Genomic DNA, 25919 nt, shown 5'->3' with positions numbered 1-25919 from the left:
GAAAAAAGGGCCTCGGCCCTTTTTCAATACCATCGTTTATGGATATAGTCGCGAGCAGACTCGTGGTCGTCCACAATCTTCAACGTGATTCGGTTCATCTCTTCTAAAAGGTCTGTCAATACCGCTTCGAGCTTGGCATCACTCACGTCATGGTGGCGCATCGTCTCTTGTACGATGTGTTTGATTTGGTCGTGATAATCATGGTCACCTTTCACTTGCTGTCTCCAAGACACGGCCCATCCCTCCTTTTTTATTTTATTCCCTCGGAAAAGGTATTGCGAAACAACGAAATGACTGTTATCATCATAAAAGTGTGAGCTACCAATTATTCATGCGCGAATTCTTGACATCTTAATTCTATTGGTGTTAAGATGACATAGTGATTAAATACAACAAAGCAGAAGCGCCCGCTTCTCACCTCGTCCGAACAGCTTCGGTCAGGTCCATCATGTACGTGAAGCAGTCGAGCCTTGGTCTCTGCTGACTCCGAAATGATGTGTGGGCGGGAAACTGCCGACGCTTTTTTTATTGCCATGTTGTCTTATCAATCTAAAACTCGTGCAATCGCACGATGGAGGTGCTAACCATTAGCAAAGAGCTCTTTATCAACGAAAACATTCGTGCCCGTGAAGTTCGCTTAATTGGAGCGGACGGTGCACAACTCGGTGTGCAATCGCGTAATGAAGCATTACGTTTAGCAGAAGAGGCTGAACTCGATCTCGTCTTGGTCGCCGATAAAGCTAACCCACCGGTCGCTAAAATCATGGACTATGGGAAATACCGTTTCGAACTCCAGAAAAAGGAGAAAGAAGCGCGTAAAAACCAAAAAGTCATCCAATTGAAAGAAGTACGCCTCAGCCCGACAATCGAGGAAAACGATTTCCAAACGAAATTGCGTAACGCTCGCAAATTCCTTGAAAATGGAAACAAAGTGAAAGCGTCGATCCGTTTCCGCGGACGCGCCATCACACACTCGGAAATCGGCCGACGCGTTATGGAAAAATTGGCGGCGGAATGTGCCGACTTGGCAACAGTTGAGCAAAAGCCGAAGATGGAAGGACGCAGCATGTTCTTAGTGCTGGCTCCGAAGAAAGAAGATTAATCATCGAGTCATAGTGGGGAGGAAATACTCATGCCGAAAATGAAATCGCACCGTGGTGCTTCTAAACGTTTCAAACGTACTGCATCAGGTAAACTCAAGCGTTCACACGCTTACACAAGTCACTTGTTTGGTAACAAATCGACTAAAGCGAAACGTAAGCTCCGTAAAGGTGCTATCGTATCAGCTGGAGACTTCAAACGCATTCGCAACATGATCGCGAAGTAATACGAAAGAATTTAGGAGGGAAACCATATGCCACGCGTAAAAGGCGGTTATACGACTCGTCAACGTCGTAAAAAGCAAATCAAGCTTGCCAAAGGTTATTTTGGCTCGAAACACATTCTATTTAAAGTAGCAAAACAACAAGTCATGAAGTCACTCATGTACGCTTACCGTGACCGTCGTCAAAAGAAACGTGATTTCCGTCGTCTTTGGATCACACGTATCAATGCGGCAGCACGCACAAACGGCCTCTCATACAGCCGTATGATGCACGGCCTCAAGCTCGCAGGGATCGACATCAACCGTAAGATGCTTGCTGAGCTTGCTGTGACAGATGCACAAGCATTCGCGTCACTTGCTGATACAGCTAAATCAAAATTGAACGCGTAATCGTTCAATCGACAGCGCCGAGACCTTATCTCGGCGCTTTCTTTTTTCAGATTTTTTCCTTAAACTTAAGATAAGGAGGACGTCCCATGGATCAATCAGTCTTAGCCATCGTCGCATTGGCGCTCATCGTCTTGAACGTCTACACCTATTTGCAGGCGAAACGTTATACGCTCGGAGAAGGTGATTTCAACGTCTTGTACGCGTACGCAGGCGGTGCGATCGGTGCCCTGTTCGGACTTCATTTGACGCGTAAAAAGGCGGTTCATGCCCCAAAACGTGTTCAAATACAAGTATTGATTTTGGCAGTCGGCTGGTCTTTAATGATTTTAGTACTGCTTTGAATGGAGAATAGGAGGAGCAACCGGTGAACTGGACAACATTGTTTGATCGGCAGCGTGAATTAGATGAGCGGATCAAAGAAGAACATCAATTATCCGGGAACCAATTTGATGAGCGTTTGCTTGCTTTGCTCGTCGAGCTTGGTGAACTCGCCAATGAGACCCGTAGTTTTAAATTTTGGTCAACGAAGGGCCCGTCGCCTCAAGACGTGATCTTAGAAGAGTATGTCGACGGCATTCATTTCTTATTGTCGCTCGGACTTGCCCTCGGGTATGAACGTGATTCGTTCCCGGCAGGTAGCTCGTATCTTGACGCGACTGACGCTTTTTTAGACGTGTTCCGCAAAGTGACGAACTTTGGTTTGTCGAAAACGGAACCGATGTACGAGACGCTGATGGCGGCTTATCTCGAACTTGGCTATACGCTCGGGATCAATGAAGAGTTGATGGCGATGGCGTATATGGCGAAAAATGAAAAGAACCATGAGCGACAAAATCAAGGTTACTAATCAAAAATCGAAGGAGCGATGCCCCATGAACGAATCATTACATATGTTGAAACGCTTGACGGATGCCACAGGTGTCCCTGGAAATGAAGGTGAAGTCCGCTCACTCATGCGTGAGTATTTAGAACCTCACGTCGAAACGTTCGAACAGGATGGGCTCGGCAGTCTGTTTGGTCGAGTGACGGGCGATACGGAAGGTCCGCGTGTCATGATTGCCGGTCATATGGACGAAGTCGGGTTCATGGTCACGCGCGTTGAAGAGGGCGGTTTCCTCCGCTTCCAAGCACTCGGCGGCTGGTGGAACCAAGTTCTCCTCGCACAGCGCATGGACGTCGTCACACGCTCGGGAGAGAAAATCCCAGGCGTCATCGGTGCCAAACCACCTCACGTCCTTCCGGTCGAGGCACGCAAGAAGCCGGTTGAGATCAAAGACATGTTCCTTGATATCGGTGCAACGTCGAAAGAACAAGTGGCCGAGTGGGGCATTCGTCCGGGCGATACGGTCGTCCCGCATTGTGAGTTCACGGTCATGAAGAACGAAGATTTCTTGATGGCGAAAGCATGGGATAACCGAATCGGTTGTGCCATCGCGATCGAGGCGGCGAAACGTTTGAAGAACGAACAAGTACCAGGTGTCGTCTACACTGGAGCGACGGTCCAAGAAGAAGTCGGGTTGCGTGGCGCCGTCACGGCCGCCAACTTGGTCAAACCAGACGTCGCCATCGCCGTCGATACAGGCATTCCTGGAGATACGCCAGGAATGACACCGGCAGAAGGATTGTCGAAACTCGGGGAAGGGGTCCAAGTCATCTTCTTTGATGCGACGACCGTCACGAACCCACGCCTCATCGATTTGATTGTCGACGTGGCCAAAGAGAACGACATCAAGTACCAATTGGATTTGACGCCGGGCGGCGGGACAGACGCAGGTCGGTTCCATTTGTCTGGAGTCGGGATGCCGGCCGTCGCGCTCACGGTGCCGGTCCGTTATTTGCATACGAATGTCTCGATCATTCACAAAGCAGATTATGAAGCAGCCGTCGATTTGGTCGTAGCGCTCACGAAACGACTCGACCAAGAAACGGTTCAATGGTTGAAAGAGGGATAATATGACGAAAATCACGTCTACGAAAAGTGAGACGATCAAACGCTTAAAGCGATTGATGACAAAAAAAGGCAGACAAGAGTCCGGGCAATTTTTAGTCGAAGGGGAGCATTTGGTCGACGAGGCGATTCGTGCCGGACGACTCGTTCAGCTGATTATGGGGGAATCGTATACCCCGAAAGGATCGTGGCGCCTCGATGAGATGCCGGTCCTCGAACTATCGGACCATGTGGCCGACCTGTTATCTGAAACGGAGAAGACGCAAGGCGTCTTCGCCGTCGTCAAGATGGCCCCGGTCGAACGGAAGATGAAGCACGTCCTCGTCCTCGACCGGATTCAAGACCCGGGTAACCTCGGGACGATGATTCGCACGGCCGATGCGGCCGGATTTGACACGGTCCTCCTCGGCAAAGGGACGGTCGACCCGTTCAACGCCAAGGTCGTCCGGGCGACGCAAGGTTCGTTGTTCCACGTGAACGTGCGCTCGGTCGATTTGCTCGAGACGCTGCCAGAACTGAAGAGCGCAGGCTTCCATGTGTATGGGACCGCACTCGCGAAAGCGACGTCTTACGAACAAGTCGACTTCAAGGACAAAGTCGCGCTCGTCATCGGCAATGAGGCGCAAGGTGTCCATAACGACGTACTTGATTTATGTGACACGCGCGTTCATATCCCGGTTCTCGGCGATGCCGAATCATTGAACGCGGCTGTTGCGGCGGGCATCCTCATGTACCGGATCGCATTACAATAATCTTGTCAGCACTGAAAAATCGTGATAGGTTTATAACATCGAACAACATACCGAATAGACGTTGAAAGAGCATAGTACGCGAACTACCGAACGAGTACAGAGAGCATGGGCCGAGACTGCGAGCCGATGCCTTGGTCGGCGCCGAATTCACTCTCGAGTCGTGTTGGAGACAACACCGGGGTAGCATCCCGATATCGATGCTCTCAAGTGGGCCGATTTCGGCCAAGTAGGGTGGTACCGCGATTATTCGTCCCTTCAGTCATCGACTGGAGGGACTTTTTTTGTAGAGGAGGAAATAAGGATGAAAGAACAGTTAGAACAATTACAGCAAGAGGCATTGCATGAGATTCAGGCGGCTTCGTCGCAAAAAGAATTGAACGATGTCCGCATCAAATATTTAGGGAAGAAAGGTCCGATGACCGAGGTGCTTCGTGGGATGGGGAAACTTTCTCCTGAAGAACGTCCGGTCGTCGGAGAGTTGGTCAACACGGTCCGGACGACGATCCAAGACACGTTAGAGGCACGGATCGAGGAAGTGAAGGCGGTCGAACTTGAAGCGAAACTCGCGGCTGAGACAATCGACGTCACACTACCGGGTCGGACGGCGCTGCCGGGCCATACCCATTTACTTCAACAAATCGTCGATGAGATGGAAGACTTGTTCGTCGGGCTCGGCTATACAATCGCCGAAGGCCCGGAAGTCGAGACAGACCTGTACAACTTTGAGATGCTCAACTTGCCGAAAGACCATCCGGCACGTGATATGCAAGACTCGTTCTATATCACGGATGAGACGCTTCTCCGGACACACACGTCACCAGTTCAGGCCCGGACGATGCTCCAAGCCGACGGGAAACCGATTCGAATCATCTGCCCGGGGAAAGTGTACCGCCGCGACGAAGACGACGCGACACACTCACACCAGTTCATGCAAATCGAGGGGCTTGTCGTCGATGAGCACATCTCGATGGCTGATTTGAAAGGCACACTCGAAGTGTTCGTCAAGCAATTGTTCGGTGAGACGCGTGAGATTCGTCTTCGCCCGAGCTTCTTCCCGTTCACGGAACCATCAGTCGAAGTTGATATCTCTTGCTTCAAATGCGGAGGCAAAGGCTGCAACGTCTGTAAGGGAACAGGCTGGATCGAGATTCTCGGAGGCGGCATGGTCCATCCACGCGTACTCGAGATGGCTGGCTATGACGCCACGAAGATGTCTGGATTCGCATTCGGGATCGGCGTCGAACGGATGGCGATGTTAAAACATGGAGTAGACGATATCCGTCACTTCTATACAAACGATCTACGTTTCATCGAGCAATTCTAAGGGGGAACACATATGTTATTATCGAAAAAATGGTTGAATCAATATATTGATGTATCAGACTTGAGCGGGCAAGAACTCGGAGACTTGATCACGAAGAACGGAATCGAAGTCGAGAGCGTCATCAGCCGCGCTGAAGGATTGTCAGGACTCGTCGTCGGTCACGTCCTCTCGTGCGAGAAGCATCCCGAAGCGGACAAGTTGAACGTGACGACGGTCGATATCGGTGCGGACAGCCCGGTGCAAATCGTCTGCGGCGCACCGAACGTCGCGACCGGACAGCACGTCATCGTGGCGACGGTCGGAGCTCGTCTCCCAGGACTCAAAATTAAGAAAGCGAAACTGCGTGGTGTCGAGTCACAAGGCATGATCTGCTCACTCGAGGAACTCGGTTTTGAGAAGAAGCAGATTCGTGAAGATGAACAGGACGGCATCCATACGTTCCGTGAATCGGTCGAGGTCGGTGCGGACGTCATCAGCTTACTCGACCTTGACGACGAAGTGATCGAGCTCGGGTTGACACCGAACCGCTCGGATTGCTTGAGCCTATACGGAATCATCCATGAAGTCGCGGCCATTCTCGAGCGCCCTTACACGCTTCCGTCGGCAGATGTGACGACGGAAGCACCAAACGCGGTCAGTGTCCGTCTTGAGACAGACAACTGCCCGTACTACGCGACACGTCGCGTCGATGGTGTCACAATCGGAGATTCGCCACAATGGCTGAAGAACGTCTTGATTGCCGAAGGTGTCCGGCCGATCAACAACGTCGTCGATGTGACGAACTATGTCATGCTCGAGCTCGGCCAGCCGCTACATGCGTTCGATACGGCAAAACTCGGGACGACGATTGCTGTCCGTCAAGCGCATGACGGCGAAGAAATCGTCACGCTCGATGACGTGACGCGCACGCTCGATGCCTCGATGATGGTCATCACGGACGGTGAACGTCCTGTCGCCATTGCCGGCGTCATGGGCGGTGCAAACACAGAAGTCGATGCGACGACGTCGAGTATCATCCTCGAGTCGGCCTACTTCGCACCGGCATCGGTCCGGAAGACGAGCCGTACGCTCGGATTGCGTTCGGATTCGAGTGCCCGCTTTGAAAAAGGAGTCGACCCGGAACGGTTGCAACTGGCCCTCGACCGTGCCGCCGAGCTCATCGTCGAAGTGAGCGGTGGCACGATCAGCGACATCGTCGTCGCTGGGGACAAAGCTTCAGCGGCCCGGACGATCGATGTCTCGGTCGCCTATATCAACCATCGCCTCGGGATGGACCTCGAACAAGCGACGATCGTCCGCATCTTGGAGCGACTCGGTCTCGACGTGACCGGAGACGAGACGTTGACGGTCCACGTACCGTCACGCCGGCCTGACTTGGAACTACCGGCCGACATCACGGAAGAAGTGGCGCGCCTCTATGGGTATGACAGTCTGCCGTCGACACTCCCGGCGTCGCGTTCAAAAGGGTACCTCCCACGAGAGAACGTGTTACGTCGCCGAGTTCGTCGTGTCCTTCAAGGGACAGGATTGTCGCAAGCGATCACGTACTCGCTCACGAGCGTCGGACACGCCGCACGCTTCAGTGGGGAAGGCTCGGACAAAGTTAACTTGGCGATGCCGATGAGCGAAGAGCGCTCAGTGCTCCGGACCTCACTCGTCCCAGGTCTCCTCGAAGCGGCGCGATACAACACGTCACGCCAACAAGCGAATGTGCGCTTGTATGAAACAGGGCGCGTCTACGTGGAAGAAGGCGAGACGTTACCACGCGAAACGGAACGCGTCGCCGGTGTATTGACGGGGCTTTGGTACGACCATCGCTCGCAAGGCACACGTGTCCCGGTCGACTATTTTGTCGCCAAAGGCATCGTCGATACGCTGTTGCATGCACTTCGTATCGACGCGACGTATGAGGCGGCGACGATTGCGGATATGCATCCGGGCCGGACTGCGAACGTCCTCGTGGACGGACGTGTCATCGGCTATGTCGGACAAGTCCATCCGGGCGTGTCAAAAGAAGCGTACGGTTTGAAAGAAGTGTACGTATTCGAGCTCGACTTGGATGTGTTGCATCAGACGGCACAACTCGTCTACGAAGATGTGCCACGTTTCCCATCGATCTCACGCGACTTGGCACTCGTCTTGAAGCGGGATATCCCGGCGGGGCAAGTCGAAGCAACGATCAAACAGGCTGCCGGACCGCTCTTGATCGACCTCGCCGTGTTCGATGTCTATGTCGGGGAGAACGTAGGAGACGATGAAAAATCGATCGCCTTCTCGCTCAAATATCAAGACCCGACGCGCACGCTTCAGGATGAAGAAGTGACCGCGTCGTATGAAGCAATCCTTGCGGCCGTTCAAGCGGCCCACGGCGCAGAAGTTCGCGCCTAACCTAAAAAAGGTGTCCACCCCGTGTGGACACCTTTTTTGAGTTTACTGGACCTCGAGAGCCAAGTCGCCGAACTTCGTCCAACCGACGAGGCATGTCACTTTATACAACAGGAGCGTGATGACGGCCGGGAGGACGACACCCGTTCCGACGAAGATGAGGAACGCGTCCATTCCTTGCGCGGCAAGGATGTTGAGCGGGGCGATCAACGAGTTGAGGCCGAGCCCTGCGATCTCATATGGGACCTCGAGCGAGAAGACGAGCGTCGCGATCGGAGCGCTGATCATCGCCGCGATAAAAGGTGGCATGACGACGCGAGGGTTTTTGACGACGTTCGGGAACTGCACTTTCGGTGTGACGAAAAACGAGGCGACCAACCCGCCCGGATCCGTTTGGCGATACGCCATGAGGGTGAAGCCGACGAACTGGGCCGTACATCCAATCAACGCGGCGGCGCTGGCGACCGGGTCGAGCTGGAGCGCGATGGCGAGTGCGGCCGATGAAGCAGGCGACATGAGCATGACGCTAAAGACGAGCGCGATGACGAGCGATGTCGCGATTGGCGATGTATTGACCGAAGCGGTGATGCTCGCACTAATCGAGTTGATGAGCGGTGTCGTGACGGCGGCTGCCCCGACCCCGACGATCCCGCCGCCGAGGACGGCTGTGACCGGGACGACCATCATGTCGAACTTCGTCTTGCCGAGGACACGTTTACCAAGCCAAACCGCAGCCGCGGCCGCGATTAAAGCACTGATCGGTTGACCAGGTACGAGCACGAGCCCGCTCTCGGTCGGTTGGAGCGCCGCACCACCGACGGTTGCCGCAATCATCGCACTGAACAAAACGAGGGTATTGCCGCCGAGCTGGTAGGCGACACCGGCACCGAGTGCCGGGGCGAGCAACGATTTCGCGACTTGGCCGATCAAGACGAGTGTCTCGATTCCGGCCATCTTCCCAATCGTTTCAATCAAGAGGCCGACCCCGAGCGTGACAAGGACGGCGCTTGCCATTCCTGCTGATATTTTGATCATCCGATCCATTGCGTACTGTTTCACTTCCATCATCTCCTCTATGTGTATCGTTCCAATAAAAAAACCTATCCAGATTGGATAGGCGCGTCGGTCAAACCATGAGCGCCTCGTCCGAAACCATCGAAACAAGGGCCCAAAAATTCGTCTCGGTCATCGAGTCGATTTTCAGTCCCTCAGTCGAATAATAATCAGTAGGCCGTGTTGTGCATGGGTTTTCATCAGTGCCAGCTCCTCCGTTTGTTAAGATTTGTCTAAGAGTAACATGATATTTTTCAATAATCAATATTTTCTGAAAATTCATTTGAAAAAAATTGAAAACCGCTCAAAAAGAAAGACGGCCCCTTGCAGGACCGTCTTTCTTTAAGATGTGCTGGCGGCGAGTGAGCCGACTTGTTGATCGATGAACGCCATCGAGATCGAATTGAAGTGATCGGGTTGGTCAACGTTGACGACGTGACCCGAGTCCGAGACGACCTGGACGCGAGCCGTCGGTTGATGTTTCGCGGTCCGTTCGACAGCTTCGAGGAACATGTAGTCCTCATCACCCATAATATAGAGAATCGGTACGTTCGTCTCGATTGACGAGAAGTGACGAAGCAACGGATTCATATTCTCGGTCATCTTGAACCAGCGGATGAACTCGCGCTGGCATAGGTTGGCCGCGTCGCGGACGAACATCATCCGTGATTTTTTATGACGTTTTTTTGGTAGCAAGATCCACGCGAACAACTGATACAGCCACATGTACGGCACGAAGCTCTGCACGAGACTGCCAAGTCGAATCAACAACGTCGAGCGGACGTTGAACTTGACGATGGCCCCACCGAGCACGACGGAAGCGATTCGTTCCGGATGGTGCTCGAACATCGCCTGGATGACGATTGTCCCGAGCGACAGGCCGACCATATGTCCTTTTTCAATCTTCAAATGATCCATGACTTCGACGACGTCTTCGACGACGACGTCGAGCGTATATGCGTTCAGCGGTTGGTTCAACGACTGTTCTTCGTTGTACGAGCCGCCGTGTCCACGGAGATCGAGCAAGAGCACGTTATATTTTTTTTTGAACGGCCGAATTTGACGATACCAATGCGACAGACTTCCACCGGCGCCATGGATGAAGATGACCCAAGGATGGTCGTCGCTTAAAGTGTACGTTTTATAATGCAACATGAACGCTATCCTCCAAAAATTTTTAAGTTCATTAAACCCTAAAATTAATATACCATATCTTCGAAGTGAGGACTATCGTTTCAGCTCACTCAAACGGATCGCTTTCTTCGTGTTGGCGAAGTGGACTTTCGCCACTTCGTTCAAACGTTCTTGACCGTAACGGATGATCAACTCGGCAGCGACTTGATCGACTTTGGCACCGGCCCCTTTCGGTAACGTGACCCCGAGTGTCGCGCTTAACTTGTCCATTTCTTTTAAGAACAAGGCCCGGGCGAGAATCGAGGCGGCGGCCACGGCGACGTGCAGTCCTTCCGCTTTCGTCGAGAAATAGACGTCGTCTTTGACGACCGCCTTTTCAGATCGCAAATGGTTGTAATAGACGTTCTTTTCAGCGAACTGATCGATTAAAATCGCGTCCGGTGTCGCATCGAGCTTCTGTAATAAGGCCGACAAGGCGGCATTATGAGCGATGGCCGTCATTTTACCTTGCGTCATCGTTCGCTGCATCTTATTATACGCCGGATTGTGCAGCGTCGCTTTCTGATAGGTGATGGTAACATGTAAATCTTTGGCGATGCGGACGATCTCTGTATCGGACAACAGTTTTGAGTCTTTGACCCCGAGCTCTTTGACAAGGGCGATTTTCTCTTTCGGCACATAGGCGGCGACGACGACGAGCGGTCCGAAATAATCTCCTTTTCCGACTTCATCGCTCCCGATGACAGACCAGTCCGAAAAGCCTTCCGGTAGAACGGTTTTAGGCACACTTGGTTCTTTCTTTATACTCTTTCCCCATTTTGCGGCCTCGCTGTCGGCATCGCGTCCTTGGAACATGACTTTACCCGAATTGTAGACCGTAATCACACACTGAGGTGTTTTGGCACTGAATCGTGCATGGGGCGGTGGATTGACCGCGTGGGCCCGATAACTCGCGATAAGTTCTTCTTGGGCCGCGGTCGACAATTTGATGACTTGATTGCCCAACGTGAGCACTTCCTTTCTAACTCTAGCAAATCAATCTTACATTTTTTTTAGATATTTTGAAACCAAAGTTTCGCTCTAAACGTATAGACAAGTGAGTAAAGAAAGAAGAGAGGTGAGTCGGAGATGTGGTGGCGCGATGACACGGATGAAGATGAGGCGGGATCTCTCTATAAACATATTCTCGAGCTAGAGGCTAGGATTGCGAAGCTGATCGCCCATCAAGTCAGGGTGCGTCGCCTGCTGATGCAAGAATCGTCGGCCGCGGCGACCGAACAAATCATTGCGCTGCAAGCGGAAGTCGATCATTTTTTATCGCTATTGCGACAAGAGCGAGCGGAAGCGGTCGATCGCTACGACCGCTTGCGTCTCGAACAGACGTTAGGACGTGTGCGGCAGGTGGTCGATCAACCGACCCGGCCTTTGTCCGAATGGGACACGATCGAGCAAGCACTCGCACTCGAAGTCGAACATTTGCGTCGTGTTCTTTCCTATGAACGACAGCGTCGCGCCGAGGAGGAGTGGTAATGGAATCGTTAGATCAGCTGTATTGGTGGGTACTCATCATCGCCGGTCTCGGTACATTTTTGTACATGTTATTTTCAGATGCGTTTGATTTATTCGATGGTTGGTTCAATCCAGCGGTCATCCTGTCATTTTTAGCACTCGGTGCGGGCATCGGCCTCATTTTGAACGCGCTCGCCCATGTGTCCCCGATGATTGGGCTCGCCGTCGCACTCGTCGGATCGTTCGCGCTCACGACGCTCCTGTACTTATTCGTCCTCTTGCCGTTATCGAACGCGGAAGAATCGATCGGGATGACCGATGAATCGCTCGTTGGACTTGTCGGACGGTTGACCGTCCCCGTTCCGGAAGGCGGTTACGGGGAAGTACTCGTCGAATCGGTCATCGGTTCGATTTTAAAGACGGCTCAAAGTGTGGACGGCAAAGCGATTCCGAGTGATCGACGGGTCATCATCATCGAAGTCGAACGAAACATTGCGGTCGTCATGGAATATGACGAGCCGACAATCCGAAAGGAGTTTTAACTTATGAGCACAGCCATATTAGCCAGTATTATCGTCGGGGTGATTTTGCTCGCCTTGATTTTCGTCTTCGTGTTGAAGTATCGCACGGTCGGACCAGATGAGGCGCTCATCGTCACCGGCAGCTACTTAGGGAAAAAGAACGTCCATAGCGACGCGTCGGGCAACCGTGTAAAGATTATCCGCGGGGGCGGAACGTTCGTATTGCCGGTGTTCCAGCAGGCGGAACCGCTCAGCCTTCTTTCGAGCAAACTTGAAGTGACGACGCCGGAAGTGTACACCGAGCAAGGCGTACCGGTCATGGCGGACGGTACGGCCATCATCAAAATCGGTGGCTCGATCAGCGAGATCGCCACGGCGGCTGAGCAGTTCCTCGGCAAACCGAAAATCGAACGCGAGAACGAGGCGAAAGAAGTGCTCGAAGGTCACCTCCGTTCCATCCTCGGTTCGATGACAGTTGAAGAGATTTATAAGAACCGCGATAAGTTCTCACAAGAAGTCCAACGCGTCGCCTCACAAGACTTGGCGAAAATGGGGCTCGTCATCGTGTCGTTCACGATTAAAGATGTTCGTGACAAGAACGGCTATCTCGAATCACTCGGGAAACCACGAATCGCGCAAGTGAAACGCGATGCTGATATCGCAACGGCCGAAGCGGACAAAGAGACACGCATCAAACAAGCAGAAGCGATGAAAGACGCGAAGAAAGCTGAACTCGAACGGGCTTCGGAAATCGCAGAAGCCGAGAAAGAGAACCAGCTCCGCATCGCCGCCTATCGTCGTGAGCAAGACGTCGCCAAGGCTCGGGCCGACCAAGCGTATGAACTTGAAGAAGCCCGCGCCAAACAAGAAGTCACTGAGCAACAGATGCAAGTCCAAATCATCGAGCGTCAAAAGCAAATCGAGCTCGAAGAGAAAGAAATCATGCGTCGTGAGAAACAATACGATTCAGAAGTGAAGAAAAAGGCCGACGCCGACCGCTATGCCATCGAACAGTCAGCGGAAGCCGACAAGGCGCGTCAAATCGCCTCGGCCGATGCCGAGAAATATCGTATCGAAGCGGAAGCGAAAGCTGACGCCGAACGCGTTCGTCTCGCCGGTGTGGCCGAAGCGGACTCGGAACGGGCCAAAGGGGAAGCCGAAGCCGAGATTATCCGCTTGACGGGTCTCGCCGAAGCCGAAGCGAAACAAAAAATCGCCGAAGCGTTCGAACAGTATGGACAGGCTGCCATTCTCGACATGGTCGTCAAGATGCTTCCGGACTACGCGAAACAGATTGCAGCACCGCTTGGCAATATCGACAAGATCACGGTCGTCGATACGGGCAGCGGCAAAGATGGGGGTGCCGGCAAAGTCACAGGCTACGCTACAGACTTGATGGCATCGCTCCAACAGACGCTCAAAGCGTCGTCAGGAATCGACATGAAAGATTTACTCGACAATTTTGCCGGGAAAGGCAACGTCCAGCCGAGCGCGAATCGCGAATTGAGCGAATCGACGTTCGCTGCGACCGAAGAGTGAGCCGAGAGCCACAGACAATCGTCTGTGGCTTTTTTGTTTCGTGCGGATTCCTCTAAATTTGATAGGAAAGACTTCAAACTCGATCGGTTTCTGACGATAAGGGAGATGTCAGACCATTAGAGAGAGGAAGTAGCTATTATGAAGAAATCACTCATCATCGGCTTGTTGGCCGCATGTGTGACTTGGTTGCCCGGTTGTCAGTCTGTCATCGACCAACCGGAACAAACCGTGGAAACACGTCAATCGATGGGCGTCGTCTTGTCCGATGTTGGTCTCGGGGACCAATCGTTCAGCGACGCGGCTATGCGCGGCATGGGGCAACTCCGGGAGACAGGGAAATGGTTCGTCGACTATCGCGAGCTTGCCGAGACGGAGACATATAAAGCGGGGTTCGAACAGCTCGTCGCGGACGGACATGATGTTATCATCGGTCTTGGTTTCGCATGTCAGACGGATCTTGAAGCGGTGGCGGCTGAACATCCAGAGCAACAGTTCGCGTTGATTGATGCCGTATCGACGTTACCGAACGTCATCTCGGTGACGTTCCAAGAGACGGAAGGCAGTGCACTCGCCGGGGCAGTCGCGGGGCTCGAGACGGAATCGAATAAAATCGGTTTCATCGGGGGTGTCGACAACGAGCTGATTCAAAAATTCGGGACCGGCTTCGAGCTCGGTGCAAAAGGCGTGAATGAAGACGTAACGATGCTCGTCGATTACGCCAACGATTTTGCCTCGCCTGAAATCGGACGTAAGTTGGCAGAGAAACAGATTGAAGCCGGAGCAGACGTGCTGTACGCCGCTGCAGGACTGACAGGGGTCGGTGTCTTAGAAGCAGCGGAACGGAACGGCGTGAAAGCGATTGGCGTCGATAGCGACCAATCGATGATCGCACCGGACGCGGTCATCACGTCGATGTTGAAACAAGTCGATTTGGCCATCGTCGAAATCGCGGATCGGGTCGAAGCGAAGGCGTTCAACGCTCACGTCGAACTCGGGATCGATCAAGGCGGTGTCGGTTTGGCCGCTCTTCGTCGTGTCCAATGGGATGACGACGAGACAAAACGGTTCGAGGCGTTTCAGAAACAGTTGATGGAGGGGACGCTGAAATGAGCTTACGGAAACGGTTCATCTTTTCGACCGTGTTCACGGTCTTATTGATTGTCTTGATGATGAGTTATGTCTTGTCGACGTTGAATCGTCTGCAAACTTATAACGAGCAGTACGGCACCCAGATGATTGAGTTGTCCCAACTCGAGACGTCGCTCTTGCAGGAGCAGTCCCTGTGGACCTCGCTCGGTGAGCAGATGAGCCAATCGACGCTCACGCAGCTCGAGCGGATTCGGACGACAAACACGGAGACGTTTACGACATTGAAACAGACATATCTTATTCCTGAATTTGCGAACCACCTCGAACGTGCGACGATGAAGTATGAGCGAATCGGAGCCGAGGTCGAGGCGGCCGAGGCCGGCGGAATCGCCGCCCGGATTCAAGCGGCGAAGCTTGAAGGGGTATTGAACGATGTGAATACGCTCCTCTTGAAAAATGGAACATTCTACGAGGCGTTACAAGCCGAGGCGGCGAGTGAGACAAAACGTCTCCTGCTCGTGTCCATATTGTTGACGGTCTTTGTCATCGTCGCACTCAGTGTATACAACTTCTTCTTCGCCCGCTCGATCACCCACCCGCTCGAACGCAATGTCGAGGCGGCGGAAGCAATCGCGGCCGGACGATTGATCACGCTGCCGGATTCGACGCGATGTGATGAAATCGGACGCTTAGAACGAGCGATGCGGGAAATGACGATGTCGCTCCAGACGGTCATCGGTTCCATCCGTGTCACGTCGATGAAAGTGAACGATATGACAGAGACGGCGGCTGCTGAGAACGAGGCCGTGGTCAGTACGACATCGAACATCACGAATGCGGTCGATGAGATGGCGAACGGGGCCCAGTCGATCGCGACCGAACTGCAAGAGACACTTGAATCGGTCGGCATCATGGCGACCTCGTTCGAGACAAGTTTGAACCAGACGAAGCAAACGACCGAACAGACGTCTGAGATGACACGCGAAGTCGCAGCCGGCATCGAGACGTTGACGGACCAGGAAGCGATTTTAGCACGTTCGAGCGAACGTAACGCATCGCTCGTCAACCGGATGGATGATTTCGCCCGGAAAACAGAAGAAATCGAAAAAATGGCGAAGCTCGTGGAAGATGTCGCCGCCCAGACGAACTTGCTCGCCTTGAATGCGGCCATCGAGGCTGCACGGGCAGGGGAGGCAGGACGAGGTTTTGCAGTCGTCGCCAGCGAAGTGAAGAAATTGGCCGAGGAGAGCAACGTGGCGACACGTTCTATCTTTGGTGTCGTCCAGACGATCCGGGACGAGGTCGTCCGCTTGACGGACATGGTCGAAGAGTCGAGTCGGGAACAGACGGCACAGCTCGAGGCGTTCGGAATGACGAAGCAGGCGTTCAACCGAATCCATGACCGCACGGACCACGTCGCCTCGTTTGTCAGTACGATTGAACGCGAGATGGTCGCCTCGAGTTCGGAAGTGACGAACGTCTTGAAACGGGTTGAAGAAGTGAGCGGTGTAACCGAGGAACTTGCGGCGGGGAACGAAGAAGTCGCAGCCTCGATGAAAGAGCAGCAAGCGAGCTTCGATCAGATTTTCGCTTTGATGCAAGAGCTAGAAGGGCAAGCCGCGGCACTCGCGAACCAAGTCCAACATTTTGAAGAGCACTGAGACAAGTTTCGGCTTGTCTCTTTTTTGTCGTCTTGTTATGTACGGGAAGCGGATGCCTTCGTCCGATAGGCGCGTGGAAAACGACGAGTTTGGCCTCGGCACAGATGACAACGTTTCTTCATACTATAGAAAAGACTCGCTCGAGGAGGGGACGTATGGAGAAGTGGAAACGATATGTCGTCGTGCTGCTGATTGGACTGCTTATCGGGGTGGGCTATATGTTTTATTCGAAAGAACCGGAGACGCCGATGGTCGAACAGTTCGTTGCGACACCCGAACCGGAAGTCGAGCCGAGCGTCCCGACCGAAATCGTCGTCTATGTGACCGGGGCGGTCGAGGCACCGGACATGTATACGATGCCACAAGGGGCGCGTGTCGGTGACGTGTTGTCACTCGCTGTCTTGACGGATGAGGCCGACCCTGAGCAATTGAACTTGGCTCAACTGCTCGTCGATGGGACGAAAGTGAGCGTCCCGAAAAAAGGAGAGACGGTCGTTGTGCCGGCCACTGAAGAAGCGAGCGGGGGGACGAACGGGGTCCATGTCAACAGTGCGACGAAGGACGAACTGATGACCGTACCGGGCATCGGCCCGGCCAAAGCCGAGGCGATTCTCAATCATTTGAAACAACATGGGCCGTTTAAGTCATACGAAGAGATTGGCAACGTCAAAGGATTCGGGGAGAAGACGTTAGAAAGCATGGAAGGCTATTTATTGGTCCCGTGACATGCCGCTGTATCCACTATTGCCGATCAGCCTATTCATTGCCGGGATGTACGGGTCGGTCGCCCTCTGCCTCCTGTTGTCTGTCGCCATCGCGTTCACCTGTCGCGGTCAATCCGTCTATGCGCATATCGGCGCCGTCCTGCTCGTCCTGTTCGTGTTCGTACGTCCTGACGCCGAACCGTTGCCGGAGGCCGGGCCCTATCTGTTCGCCATCGAGAGCCGGCGGGACAACGGACTATCAGCGCGGCTGTATGGACAAATCGACGGGACGGAAGGTGTGTTGACCGGTCGTGACCTCGCACTCGGTCGTCCCGGAGAGACGTGCCTCGTCACGTTCACGCACATCCCGTTCGCACCGCTGCGTAATACGGGCGGATTCAATGAGTCGGCGTGGGCGCTCGGAGCCGGTCTGACGTTCAAAGGGAGTGACGTCGCCATCGAGGCGTGTCGTCCGAGTGACGGGATAGCTGGGCGGATGCTCCGCTGGAAAGAACGGCAGCTCGCGAGAATCGAGGCAACGTATCGACCAGATGTGGCGCTATACATGGAGGCGTTATTGTTTGGGGAGAGCCGATTGCTCGATGAGGACACCTCGTTCTCTTACCGGGTCACGGGTCTGCTTCATCTGCTCGTCATCTCCGGGTCACATATCGCGCTCCTCGTTTTGGCGTTCCGTTGGCTGATGCGCGGTTTGCCGTTTCGTCAGGAGACGAAGACGCAACTCATCATCGCCGCGGTCACGCTGTTCGGCTGGCTGACCGGGTTTTCGCCACCGGTCGCACGGGCCGTTCTCGTCGCCGATCTGTTGCTCGGGTTGTCGCTGTTCGGCTACCGTGTCCGTGACCCGATTCGGTTACTGAGTTGGTGTGCCGCGTTGCTACTCGCCGTGCAACCTTATCTGTTCTGGAATCTAGGGTTTCAATTGACGGTCGCGATGACGCTATTTTTGCTCGTGACCCGGTCGATGTGGAAGGGGCCGTTCGGATTGGCCATATATGCGCAATGGTTCGGTCTCGTCTTCCTATGGCCCGTGCAACCAATTCTATCGATGTTGGCACCGGTATATAACGTGCTCGTCGGGCTGTTGATCTCTTGGTTCATCATCCTGATCACACTGCTCTCGTACCTCGTACCGACGGCCGAACCACTCCTCTATCCGGTCCTCGACGGGTTGAACGGGACGTTCCAACTGCACCATGACTGGCAGCCGTGGCTCCCGTTGCACGAGTTCACGTTTTGGCACGCTGTAACGCTCGCTGCCGTGCTGTGGGGTGGGTTGATCTTACTCGAATGGAAGCGCTGGACGGGCTGGGCGCTGGCCGTCAGTTCCCTTTTCTTCCTTCACGTCTCGTTGGAATGGACCGAACAGCCACGCGTCACGTTTCTAGATGTCGGGCAGGGCGATGCAATCGTCGTCGAGTATGGCGATGTGACCGGGGTCATCGATGTCGGCGGAGTGTTTCAAGACCCGAAGGAATCGAAACGGTCCACGTATGATCCGGGAGCGGATGTCGTCGCCCCGTACATATGGAAGCGAGGGGAGACGCGTCTCGATTTCTTGCTGCTTACCCATGCCGATCATGATCATGTCGGCGGACTGTCCGGTTTGCTCTCGTCCATCGAAGTCGATGAGGTGTGGCTCTCGGCGGAAGTAGCGGATCAAGGCAAACGAGACGTGTTACTGGCCGAGCTGGCGGCTTATCAGGTCCCGGTCCGGCTCCTGTCGAGCGGGGACAGGCCGTACCCGTGGATGTGGGTCGTCGCCCCGGACGAGTCAGGAGAGGATGAGAATGCGAACTCGGTGTCACTGTTCATGAAAGTCGGGGACCTCACTTATTTATTGACCGGAGACTTACCGGACACACGGGAAGGGATGATCCCGACCGTCGACGTCGATGTATTCAAGCTCGGACATCACGGGGCGGACTCATCCTCGAGTCGTGAGTTGATTGAGCGGGTCGATCCGGAATGGATTGTCGTCAGCGTCGGGGCGAACAATCGCTACGGTCACCCCCACCCCGACACGTTAGAGCGAATCGAAGGAAGACGGTTATTGCGGACGGACGAGGACGGGATGGTCGTCTGTGAACGAAATCGCTGTCGCGGGATCGTAACGAGGGGGGTCACTCCAAGAAATCTATGATAAACTAAAAAAGCGATTGCTCCCCCGGGGCAATCGCTTTCTGACTGACTTATAAGCTCAAGAACTTGATGAGGACACCGATCGCGAAGATGGTGAAGAAAAAGCCGAACGGGACGATGAAGCCGATTGCTGAATCGATGGCATCGTTACGTTTGCACTGCACGTCGTTCTCGAACGGGTTTTCGCTTTGTGGGCGAACAGAGTTAATATGCATAGTGAGTCCCTCCTTGAAATGGTTCCGTCCTAAGTATAGCGAATCAGTGAAGGATAATCTATGTTTAGATAAGAATAAATTGTGAAAGTGGTGTGTGTTTTGAATGAACCGTGGCTGCATAACGGAAAGTTGTCGAACGTGTATGTCCTATTTGGGACAGAGAAATATTTACTAGAGACGTGGGAACGGTCGATCATCAAAGCCGCCAACCCGTCTGGTGATCAATTTGATGTCATGCAGCTCGACTTGCACGAGACGTCACTCGATACGGCGCTTGATGAAGCGGAGACGGTACCTTTTTTCAGTGAGTATCGGACCGTCATCGTCAAACATGCCCAGTTTTTGACGGGGGCGAAAGAAAAGCAGAAACAAAACGTCGAGCGCTTGACGGATTACATCTTACAACCGGCGCCTTACTCTGTGCTCGTCTTTGTCATTGAAGCGGAAAAACTCGATGAACGAAAAAAAGTTGTCAAACGCCTGAAAGAACGGGCCATCGTCCTCGAAGCGAAAAAACCGAGCCAATCCGAATTAATGCGTTACGTCGGCGACGAATTGAATCGTCGTGGTCAAAAGATGGAGCGGGCGACCGTCGAGCGTCTGTTGTTCCTCTGTCAGGACGATTGGGGAAAACTCGTGCGCGAGCTTGAGAAATTACAACTCTATGCGAGTGAAGGCGCCGACATCCCGATGGAGATCGTCAACGACTTGGTCCCGCGGACGCTCGAGGATAACGTATTCCAGCTATCCGAGTTTTTAGTGGCCCGACGTGCGGATGCTGCGCTTCGGCTTGTACGGGACTTGGAGAAACAGGGGCAGGAATTGATCGGTCTGTTGTCGCTCCTCGCCCGGCAGTACCGGAATATGTATCTGGCCAAACAGTTGACCGAGAAAGGTTATGGCGAGAAGCAGATCGCCTCGAAAATCGGGGCGCATCCATATACGGTAAAACTCGCCTCACAAGCGAGCCGGAATTTCTCAGAGGCCCAGCTCGCCCGGGCGCTGACGATGATTGCCGATGCGGACGAGGCGATGAAGACGGGACGGGGCGACAAGCAAATCGTCTTTGACACACTCGTCTGCCAATTAACGTTACTGTGAGGTGAAGACATGGGATTACAGGAAGTGAGACTCGTGGACGTGATTCCGCTCCGGCATGAAGTGTTACGGCCGGGACAGACAGTCGAGACATGTTATTTTGAAGGGGATGACGCCGAGACGACACGCCACTATGCCTGGGTCGAAGACGGTCGTGTCGTGTCGATTGCGACCGTGATGGAAGTGGGGCGTGACTTCGACGGTCAGACGGTGCCGTATCAGCTCAGAGGGATGGCAACGGACCCGGCATTTGCTAGCCAAGGAATTGGCTCGTCCTTTTTACAGGCGTTGCATGAAGCGGTCAGTGATTCGTGGTGGTGCAACGCTCGAGCGATCGCCGTCCGGTTCTATGAACGGAACGGATTGGTGACGGTCGGTGACGCGTTCGACATTCCAGGGATTGGACCCCATTATGTGATGAAGTACGAAAAAACAGCCGGCTCCTAATGGAGGCGGCTGTTTCGTTTTAGTCTCTAATTAGAGAGCTGCGATGCGAGCTGCGAGACGTGATTTGTCACGACCTGCTTTGTTTTGGTGGATTAGACCTTTTGCTGCAGCCTTGTCGATTTTCTTCGTAGCGAGGACGAAAGCTTCTTGAGCCGCTTCTTTGTTACCTTCTACAACGAGAGTATCAACACGTTTTACTGCTGTACGCATTGCTGCTTTCTCTTGCGAGTTCGCTACGCGACGCTTTTCAGAAGTTTTTGCACGTTTGATTGCTGATTTGATATTTGCCATGTTATTTCACCTCCTGAAACAAGAAAGTGTATGTTCTCATTACTTCAAGTAATCATTCAACAGAACAAGCACAATTGTAGCAAACGGTTATTCGAAAAGCAACCACTTGATGATTATTCTGAAAACTATATGTGGTATTGTTGTAGTAGGTCGTACACATTAACTTAGGATTTTGATATAATGACACGGTATGCATGAGAAGGATAGGTGAACCCATATATGAACAAACAAGAATTAGAGAATCGTCAAAAGAAGATTCGTAACTTTTCCATCATCGCCCACATCGACCATGGGAAGTCGACACTCGCTGACCGGATTCTCGAGAGAACTGGTGCGCTCACAGCGCGTGAAATGAAAGAACAGACGCTTGATGCGATGGATCTCGAACGGGAACGTGGGATCACAATCAAATTGAACGCCGTTAAATTGAACTATACCGCAAAAGACGGTGAAGAGTATATCCTTCATTTGATCGATACACCGGGACACGTCGACTTCACATATGAAGTGTCGCGCTCGCTCGCAGCCTGTGAAGGGGCGGTCCTTGTCGTCGATGCGGCTCAAGGGATTGAAGCTCAGACACTCGCGAACGTTTATCTCGCGCTTGATAACGACCTTGAAATCATCCCGGTCATCAACAAAATCGACTTGCCATCGGCTGACGTCGAACGCGTCCGTCAAGAAATTGAGGATGTGATCGGACTTGACGCTAGTGACGCTGTGCCGGCTTCTGCCAAGGCGGGAATCGGGATTGAAGAGATTCTCGAGCAGGTCGTCGAACTCGTTCCACCACCGACCGGTGACCCGTCGGCACCGCTCCAAGCACTTATCTTCGACTCGTATTATGACGCCTATCGTGGCGTCGTTGCCTCGATCCGAATCGTCAACGGTTCGGTCAAAGTTGGGGACAAAGTCCAAATGATGTCGACCGGCAAATCGTTCGACGTGACGGATCTCGGCGTCTCGACACCGAAACCGGTCTCGGTGAAGGAACTGAACGTCGGCGATGTCGGTACGTTATCGGCGTCAATCAAGACGGTCGGCGACGTCCGCGTCGGTGATACGATCACGCTCGCTAAAAATCCATCGACGGAACAGCTCCCGGGCTACCGGAAAATGAACCCGATGGTGTACTGTGGTCTGTATCCGATCGATGCTGCCAAATATAACGATTTACGCGAAGCGCTCGAACGGCTTCAGTTATCGGACGCAGCGCTCGAATTTGAGCCGGAGACGTCACAAGCACTTGGTTTCGGATTCCGCAGCGGATTCCTCGGCATGCTCCACATGGAGATCATCCAAGAGCGAATCGAGCGTGAGTTCGGGATCGACTTGATCACGACGGCACCGTCGGTAATCTATCACGTCACGACGACGGCGGGCGACGTTATCCATGTCGATAACCCGTCGAAAATGCCGGAACAACAAAAAGTCGAGTCGATTGAAGAGCCGTACGTCAAAGCGGCCATCATGACACCGAATGACTATGTCGGCGCCATCATGGAGCTCTGTCAGAAGAAGCGCGGCAGTTTCATCGACATGCAGTATATCGATACGACGCGTGTCAAAATCACGTATGACATCCCGCTCAGTGAAATCGTCTATGACTTCTTCGACCAGTTGAAGTCGAGCACGAAAGGATATGCGTCGCTTGATTACGACTTGATTGGTTACCGCCCGTCACGCCTCGTCAAGATGGATATCCTCCTCAACAACGAACTTGTCGATGCGCTCAGCTTCATCGTGCACCGCGATTTTGCCTACGAACGTGGGAAGGTCATCGTTGAGAAATTGAAGGCGCTCATTCCGCGTATGCAGTTCGAAGTGCCGATTCAGGCAGCGGTCGGAACGAAGATCGTGGCCCGTTCGACGATCAAGGCGCTCCGTAAAAACGTCCTCGCCAAATGTTACGGCGGCGATATCTCACGGAAACGTAAATTGCTCGAGAAACAAAAAGAAGGTAAAAAGCGCATGAAGATGGTTGGTTCTGTCGAAGTGCCGCAAGAAGCGTTCATGTCCGTCTTGTCGATGGACGAAGAATAATCGTTCGCCCTTATCTACGGATGAGGGCGTTTTTTTCGTATTTGGCAGGATTCGGTGGGCCAGGTACGGAATAGTACCCACTTACAGATAAATAGAGGAGGAGTGGCGGTGTCGATATATAATTTTTCAGCAGGGCCGGGCGTATTGCCAGAACCTGTCTTACGAGAAGTGCAAGCCGAGTTTCTTTCCTATAAACAAGGGGTGTCCATCGTCGAGATGAGTCACCGCTCCGACACGTTCGCGACAATCGTCGAGCAGCTCGAGACGAGACTGCGGCGATTGATGCAGATTCCAGACGATTATGCCGTCCTGTTCCTTCAAGGTGGGGCGACGCTTCAATTTTCAATGGTGCCGATGAACCTGCGGGAATCGGGTCGCTTCGCCTATCTCGACAGTGGAACATGGTCGAAGAAAGCGATCAATGACGCAAAACACTTCGGTGACGTCATCGTCGCCGGTAGTTCAGCGTCATCCAACTACGACGCAATCCCGGAGTGGCCGGAACATATTCAGGATGTGGATTATCTTCACGTGACGTTGAACAATACGATCGAAGGGACGCGCTACACGACGTTGCCGGATACGAACGTCCCGCTCGTCGCCGACATCTCGTCGAACATTTTAGCGGAAGCGATCGATGTACAGCGCTATGGTCTCTTGTACGCCGGTGCCCAAAAAAATATCGGTCCGGCCGGCTTGACGATTGTCATCATCCGTCGTGACTTGGTCACCGAGCGCGATTTGCCGTCGTATCTGGCTTACAGCAAGCATGTCGACACGCTACTCAACACCCCGTCGACGTTCAGCTTATATGTCGCTGAGCGGGTTCTCGCCTGGGTCGAGACCGAAGGGGGCGTCGACGAGATGGAACGTCGCAACGAAAAGAAGAGCAAGCTGTTATATGACGCCTTGGATACGTCACCGGTATTTCGCGCGCTCGTCTCCGGCAAGGATCGGTCGCTGACGAATATCCCGTTCACGAGCGGAAATGACGCGACGGATGAAGCGTTCCGGCAGTTCGCGGAGATGCGCGGGTTGATCGAGCTCGGGGGTCATCGGTCGGTCGGGGGTCTTCGAGCGAGCCTTTATAATGCGATGCCACTTGAAGGTGTGACGCGTCTCATTGACGTGATGCACGAGTTTGAACAGGAGGGACAAGATGCTTCATATAAAAACGTATAACCAAATCGCCCAAGACGGGCTAAGACGCTTCGAACCGAGCGAGTACGCCGTCAATGATGCGGAGCAAGCCGACGCCTGGGTCATTCGGAGTCATGACGTCCATCAGGCGGACATCCCGCCCTATTTGCTGGCCATCGCCCGGGCCGGTGCCGGTGTGAACAACATTCCGCTCGAACGGTTGGCTCGTCAAGGGGTCGTCGTGTTCCATACACCGGGTGCGAATGCGAACGCCGTCAAGGAACTCGTGCTCGCCAGCATGCTGTTGTCGGTCCGACCGATTTTAGAAGGGGCGAACTGGGTCAATGATCATACGTTTTCCGATCAGGCGTCGCTCGAGCAGGCGATGGAAGACGAGAAGCGGCGCTTTGTCGGGTCTGAGCTAAGAGGCAAGCGAGTCGGGATCATCGGTCTCGGTGCGATCGGCGCGTCGCTCGCCAACGACTTGCTCCACCTCGGCATCGACGTCGTCGGCTACGACCCGCATTTATCGGTCGACGCGGCGTGGAACATCTCGCAACAAGTGAAGCGGGCGAAGCAGTTGAGCGAATTGCTCGCAGATGTCGACATCCTGTCGATTCATATGCCGCTCACCGATGACACGCGTCACATGATCGACGCGACGTGGTTCAAACAGATGAAACCGGGCGCCACCATCTTGAATTTTGCCCGCGGTGAGCTCGTGAACGATTCCGATTTGCTCGAGGCGCTCGATGAGAACGTGGCGACGTACATCACCGACTTCCCGAAACAGGCGCTGCTCGGTCATCCGCAAGTCGTCGCCTTCCCGCATCTCGGGGCGTCGACGCACGAGTCTGAGGTGAACTGTGCGATTCAAGCCGTCGATACGCTCAAACTGTATTTAGAGACCGGTAACATTCGTAACTCGGCCAACTTCCCGAACGCGGAGCTCCCGTATGTCGGCAAGCGGCGTTTGGCGGTACTTCATTTGAACGTCCCGAATATGGTCGGTCAAATCGCGAGCCGGCTCGCCGAAAACGGCATCAACATCGATAACATGGTCAACCGGAGCCGCAACGATGTGGCCTATACGTTGATTGACATCGACAACCATAAACATGAGACGTTATCCGTGCATGCCCTATATGACATCGAGGGTGTCATGCGCGTCCGCGAATTTTAAGGAGGA

Annotated in this window: 27 protein-coding genes; 21 read left to right on the top strand and 6 right to left on the bottom strand. The window is 53.5% G+C overall.

Going from position 1 to position 25919, the window contains the following annotated elements; translation table 11 throughout:
- Positions 1-23: 23 nt before the first annotated feature.
- Positions 24-233 (bottom strand): hypothetical protein, encoded by a 210-nt coding sequence (locus tag KNP64_RS05550; RefSeq protein ID WP_034778198.1) that lies wholly within the window; start codon positions 231-233, stop codon positions 24-26.
- Positions 234-571: 338 nt separating this feature from the next.
- On the opposite strand from KNP64_RS05550, the gene infC reads away from it, so the two are divergent.
- The 9 genes from infC (at position 572) to pheT (ending at position 8126) form a co-directional block, all read left to right on the top strand.
- Positions 572-1102, top strand: coding sequence for a translation initiation factor IF-3 (infC, locus tag KNP64_RS05545; protein WP_021065640.1), 531 nt, complete (start codon positions 572-574; stop codon positions 1100-1102).
- A 30-nt stretch (positions 1103-1132) separates the two neighbouring features.
- Entirely contained in the window at positions 1133-1327 is a 195-nt protein-coding gene (rpmI, locus tag KNP64_RS05540; RefSeq protein WP_021065641.1) for a 50S ribosomal protein L35, read from the top strand.
- Between the two features lie 27 nt (positions 1328-1354).
- Positions 1355-1714: a 50S ribosomal protein L20 gene (gene rplT, locus KNP64_RS05535; protein WP_021065642.1), complete on the top strand. Its 360-nt coding sequence runs from the start codon at positions 1355-1357 to the stop codon at positions 1712-1714.
- Between the two features lie 86 nt (positions 1715-1800).
- Positions 1801-2055 carry a hypothetical protein gene (locus tag KNP64_RS05530; RefSeq protein WP_034778195.1) on the top strand — a complete coding sequence of 85 codons (255 nt, stop codon included), beginning with the start codon at positions 1801-1803 and terminating at the stop codon, positions 2053-2055.
- A 23-nt stretch (positions 2056-2078) separates the two neighbouring features.
- Positions 2079-2561, top strand: a complete 483-nt coding sequence (locus tag KNP64_RS05525; protein ID WP_138859204.1) for a dUTP diphosphatase — start codon at positions 2079-2081, stop codon at positions 2559-2561.
- Positions 2562-2586: 25 nt separating this feature from the next.
- Entirely contained in the window at positions 2587-3666 is a 1080-nt protein-coding gene (locus KNP64_RS05520) for a M42 family metallopeptidase (RefSeq protein WP_214791840.1), read from the top strand.
- A gap of 1 nt (position 3667) precedes the next feature.
- The gene (locus KNP64_RS05515; protein ID WP_214712737.1) at positions 3668-4414 is read left to right on the top strand and encodes a TrmH family RNA methyltransferase; all 747 of its coding nucleotides are present in this window, start codon (positions 3668-3670) and stop codon (positions 4412-4414) included.
- Between the two features lie 301 nt (positions 4415-4715).
- Positions 4716-5738, top strand: coding sequence for a phenylalanine--tRNA ligase subunit alpha (pheS, locus tag KNP64_RS05510; RefSeq protein ID WP_034778187.1), 1023 nt, complete (start codon positions 4716-4718; stop codon positions 5736-5738).
- Between the two features lie 12 nt (positions 5739-5750).
- A complete protein-coding gene (gene pheT, locus KNP64_RS05505; protein ID WP_214791841.1) occupies positions 5751-8126 on the top strand; it encodes a phenylalanine--tRNA ligase subunit beta in 2376 nt (791 codons plus the stop codon).
- A gap of 42 nt (positions 8127-8168) precedes the next feature.
- Here the strand turns inward: pheT and KNP64_RS05500 are convergent, their stop codons facing one another.
- The 3 genes from KNP64_RS05500 to rnhC all read right to left on the bottom strand — a co-directional run bounded on the left by KNP64_RS05500 (position 8169) and on the right by rnhC (position 11315).
- A complete protein-coding gene (locus tag KNP64_RS05500; protein ID WP_034778182.1) occupies positions 8169-9191 on the bottom strand; it encodes a PTS sugar transporter subunit IIC in 1023 nt (340 codons plus the stop codon).
- Positions 9192-9518: 327 nt separating this feature from the next.
- Complete coding sequence (locus KNP64_RS05495) at positions 9519-10331, bottom strand: alpha/beta fold hydrolase (RefSeq protein ID WP_138859206.1); 813 nt, start codon at positions 10329-10331, stop codon at positions 9519-9521.
- A 72-nt stretch (positions 10332-10403) separates the two neighbouring features.
- Complete coding sequence (gene rnhC / locus KNP64_RS05490; RefSeq protein ID WP_214791843.1) at positions 10404-11315, bottom strand: ribonuclease HIII; 912 nt, start codon at positions 11313-11315, stop codon at positions 10404-10406.
- A 123-nt stretch (positions 11316-11438) separates the two neighbouring features.
- Between rnhC and KNP64_RS05485 the strand changes: the two genes are divergently transcribed.
- The 7 genes from KNP64_RS05485 (at position 11439) to KNP64_RS05455 (ending at position 19497) form a co-directional block, all read left to right on the top strand.
- A complete protein-coding gene (locus KNP64_RS05485) occupies positions 11439-11840 on the top strand; it encodes a hypothetical protein (RefSeq protein WP_034778175.1) in 402 nt (133 codons plus the stop codon).
- Positions 11840-12361: an NfeD family protein gene (locus KNP64_RS05480; RefSeq protein ID WP_034778172.1), complete on the top strand. Its 522-nt coding sequence runs from the start codon at positions 11840-11842 to the stop codon at positions 12359-12361. Before KNP64_RS05485 ends, KNP64_RS05480 begins: the two co-directional genes overlap by 1 nt.
- A 3-nt stretch (positions 12362-12364) precedes the next feature.
- Positions 12365-13879 (top strand): flotillin lipid rafts scaffold protein FloT, encoded by a 1515-nt coding sequence (locus KNP64_RS05475; RefSeq protein WP_034778170.1) that lies wholly within the window; start codon positions 12365-12367, stop codon positions 13877-13879.
- A gap of 138 nt (positions 13880-14017) precedes the next feature.
- On the top strand, positions 14018-14989 hold the full coding sequence (locus KNP64_RS05470) for a BMP family lipoprotein (protein ID WP_034778167.1): 972 nt from the start codon (positions 14018-14020) through the stop codon (positions 14987-14989).
- Positions 14986-16629, top strand: coding sequence for a methyl-accepting chemotaxis protein (locus KNP64_RS05465; RefSeq protein WP_214791845.1), 1644 nt, complete (start codon positions 14986-14988; stop codon positions 16627-16629). The genes KNP64_RS05470 and KNP64_RS05465 overlap by 4 nt, the downstream gene beginning before the upstream one ends.
- A 155-nt stretch (positions 16630-16784) precedes the next feature.
- Positions 16785-17354, top strand: a complete 570-nt coding sequence (locus KNP64_RS05460) for a helix-hairpin-helix domain-containing protein (protein WP_214791847.1) — start codon at positions 16785-16787, stop codon at positions 17352-17354.
- Position 17355: 1 nt separating this feature from the next.
- Positions 17356-19497 (top strand): ComEC/Rec2 family competence protein, encoded by a 2142-nt coding sequence (locus KNP64_RS05455; protein WP_214791849.1) that lies wholly within the window; start codon positions 17356-17358, stop codon positions 19495-19497.
- A gap of 49 nt (positions 19498-19546) precedes the next feature.
- On the opposite strand, the gene KNP64_RS05450 is transcribed toward KNP64_RS05455, so the two are convergent.
- Positions 19547-19711, bottom strand: coding sequence for a YqzM family protein (locus tag KNP64_RS05450; protein ID WP_016508105.1), 165 nt, complete (start codon positions 19709-19711; stop codon positions 19547-19549).
- 90 nt (positions 19712-19801) lie between these two features.
- Here KNP64_RS05450 and holA point away from each other — a divergent pair, with 90 nt between their 5' ends.
- Complete coding sequence (gene holA / locus KNP64_RS05445; protein ID WP_371815281.1) at positions 19802-20812, top strand: DNA polymerase III subunit delta; 1011 nt, start codon at positions 19802-19804, stop codon at positions 20810-20812.
- Between the two features lie 9 nt (positions 20813-20821).
- Positions 20822-21256, top strand: coding sequence for a GNAT family N-acetyltransferase (locus KNP64_RS05440; protein WP_214791852.1), 435 nt, complete (start codon positions 20822-20824; stop codon positions 21254-21256).
- A 30-nt stretch (positions 21257-21286) separates the two neighbouring features.
- On the opposite strand, the gene rpsT is transcribed toward KNP64_RS05440, so the two are convergent.
- A complete protein-coding gene (rpsT, locus tag KNP64_RS05435; protein WP_034778152.1) occupies positions 21287-21547 on the bottom strand; it encodes a 30S ribosomal protein S20 in 261 nt (86 codons plus the stop codon).
- 219 nt (positions 21548-21766) lie between these two features.
- Between rpsT and lepA the strand changes: the two genes are divergently transcribed.
- The 3 genes from lepA to KNP64_RS05420 all read left to right on the top strand — a co-directional run bounded on the left by lepA (position 21767) and on the right by KNP64_RS05420 (position 25913).
- Positions 21767-23590 (top strand): translation elongation factor 4, encoded by a 1824-nt coding sequence (lepA, locus tag KNP64_RS05430; RefSeq protein WP_214763241.1) that lies wholly within the window; start codon positions 21767-21769, stop codon positions 23588-23590.
- Positions 23591-23698: 108 nt separating this feature from the next.
- Complete coding sequence (serC, locus tag KNP64_RS05425; RefSeq protein WP_214791855.1) at positions 23699-24772, top strand: 3-phosphoserine/phosphohydroxythreonine transaminase; 1074 nt, start codon at positions 23699-23701, stop codon at positions 24770-24772.
- Positions 24750-25913, top strand: coding sequence for a 3-phosphoglycerate dehydrogenase family protein (locus tag KNP64_RS05420; protein ID WP_214791856.1), 1164 nt, complete (start codon positions 24750-24752; stop codon positions 25911-25913). The genes serC and KNP64_RS05420 overlap by 23 nt, the downstream gene beginning before the upstream one ends.
- The last annotated feature ends 6 nt before the right edge of the window (positions 25914-25919 follow it).

The organism is Exiguobacterium sp. s64, assembly GCF_018618035.1.
In the GTDB taxonomy this organism is placed as follows: domain Bacteria; phylum Bacillota; class Bacilli; order Exiguobacteriales; family Exiguobacteriaceae; genus Exiguobacterium; species Exiguobacterium mexicanum_A.
Note: the sequence above shows the minus strand (reverse complement) of the source record. Positions and strands in the feature narration are given on the sequence as shown.

Coding starts and splice junctions, on each gene's coding strand:
- rpmI (WP_021065641.1), top strand. CDS start 1,133: ATGCCGAAAATGAAATCGCACCGTGGTGCTTCTAAACGTTTCAAACGT.
- KNP64_RS05500 (WP_034778182.1), bottom strand. CDS start 9,191: ATGATGGAAGTGAAACAGTACGCAATGGATCGGATGATCAAAATATCA.
- KNP64_RS05485 (WP_034778175.1), top strand. CDS start 11,439: ATGTGGTGGCGCGATGACACGGATGAAGATGAGGCGGGATCTCTCTAT.
- KNP64_RS05530 (WP_034778195.1), top strand. CDS start 1,801: ATGGATCAATCAGTCTTAGCCATCGTCGCATTGGCGCTCATCGTCTTG.
- rplT (WP_021065642.1), top strand. CDS start 1,355: ATGCCACGCGTAAAAGGCGGTTATACGACTCGTCAACGTCGTAAAAAG.
- KNP64_RS05465 (WP_214791845.1), top strand. CDS start 14,986: ATGAGCTTACGGAAACGGTTCATCTTTTCGACCGTGTTCACGGTCTTA.
- KNP64_RS05520 (WP_214791840.1), top strand. CDS start 2,587: ATGAACGAATCATTACATATGTTGAAACGCTTGACGGATGCCACAGGT.
- pheS (WP_034778187.1), top strand. CDS start 4,716: ATGAAAGAACAGTTAGAACAATTACAGCAAGAGGCATTGCATGAGATT.
- KNP64_RS05440 (WP_214791852.1), top strand. CDS start 20,822: ATGGGATTACAGGAAGTGAGACTCGTGGACGTGATTCCGCTCCGGCAT.
- KNP64_RS05420 (WP_214791856.1), top strand. CDS start 24,750: ATGCTTCATATAAAAACGTATAACCAAATCGCCCAAGACGGGCTAAGA.
- infC (WP_021065640.1), top strand. CDS start 572: ATGGAGGTGCTAACCATTAGCAAAGAGCTCTTTATCAACGAAAACATT.
- KNP64_RS05460 (WP_214791847.1), top strand. CDS start 16,785: ATGGAGAAGTGGAAACGATATGTCGTCGTGCTGCTGATTGGACTGCTT.
- rpsT (WP_034778152.1), bottom strand. CDS start 21,547: ATGGCAAATATCAAATCAGCAATCAAACGTGCAAAAACTTCTGAAAAG.
- KNP64_RS05495 (WP_138859206.1), bottom strand. CDS start 10,331: ATGTTGCATTATAAAACGTACACTTTAAGCGACGACCATCCTTGGGTC.
- KNP64_RS05480 (WP_034778172.1), top strand. CDS start 11,840: ATGGAATCGTTAGATCAGCTGTATTGGTGGGTACTCATCATCGCCGGT.
- KNP64_RS05455 (WP_214791849.1), top strand. CDS start 17,356: ATGCCGCTGTATCCACTATTGCCGATCAGCCTATTCATTGCCGGGATG.
- KNP64_RS05450 (WP_016508105.1), bottom strand. CDS start 19,711: ATGCATATTAACTCTGTTCGCCCACAAAGCGAAAACCCGTTCGAGAAC.
- pheT (WP_214791841.1), top strand. CDS start 5,751: ATGTTATTATCGAAAAAATGGTTGAATCAATATATTGATGTATCAGAC.
- KNP64_RS05515 (WP_214712737.1), top strand. CDS start 3,668: ATGACGAAAATCACGTCTACGAAAAGTGAGACGATCAAACGCTTAAAG.
- lepA (WP_214763241.1), top strand. CDS start 21,767: ATGAACAAACAAGAATTAGAGAATCGTCAAAAGAAGATTCGTAACTTT.
- KNP64_RS05470 (WP_034778167.1), top strand. CDS start 14,018: ATGAAGAAATCACTCATCATCGGCTTGTTGGCCGCATGTGTGACTTGG.
- KNP64_RS05475 (WP_034778170.1), top strand. CDS start 12,365: ATGAGCACAGCCATATTAGCCAGTATTATCGTCGGGGTGATTTTGCTC.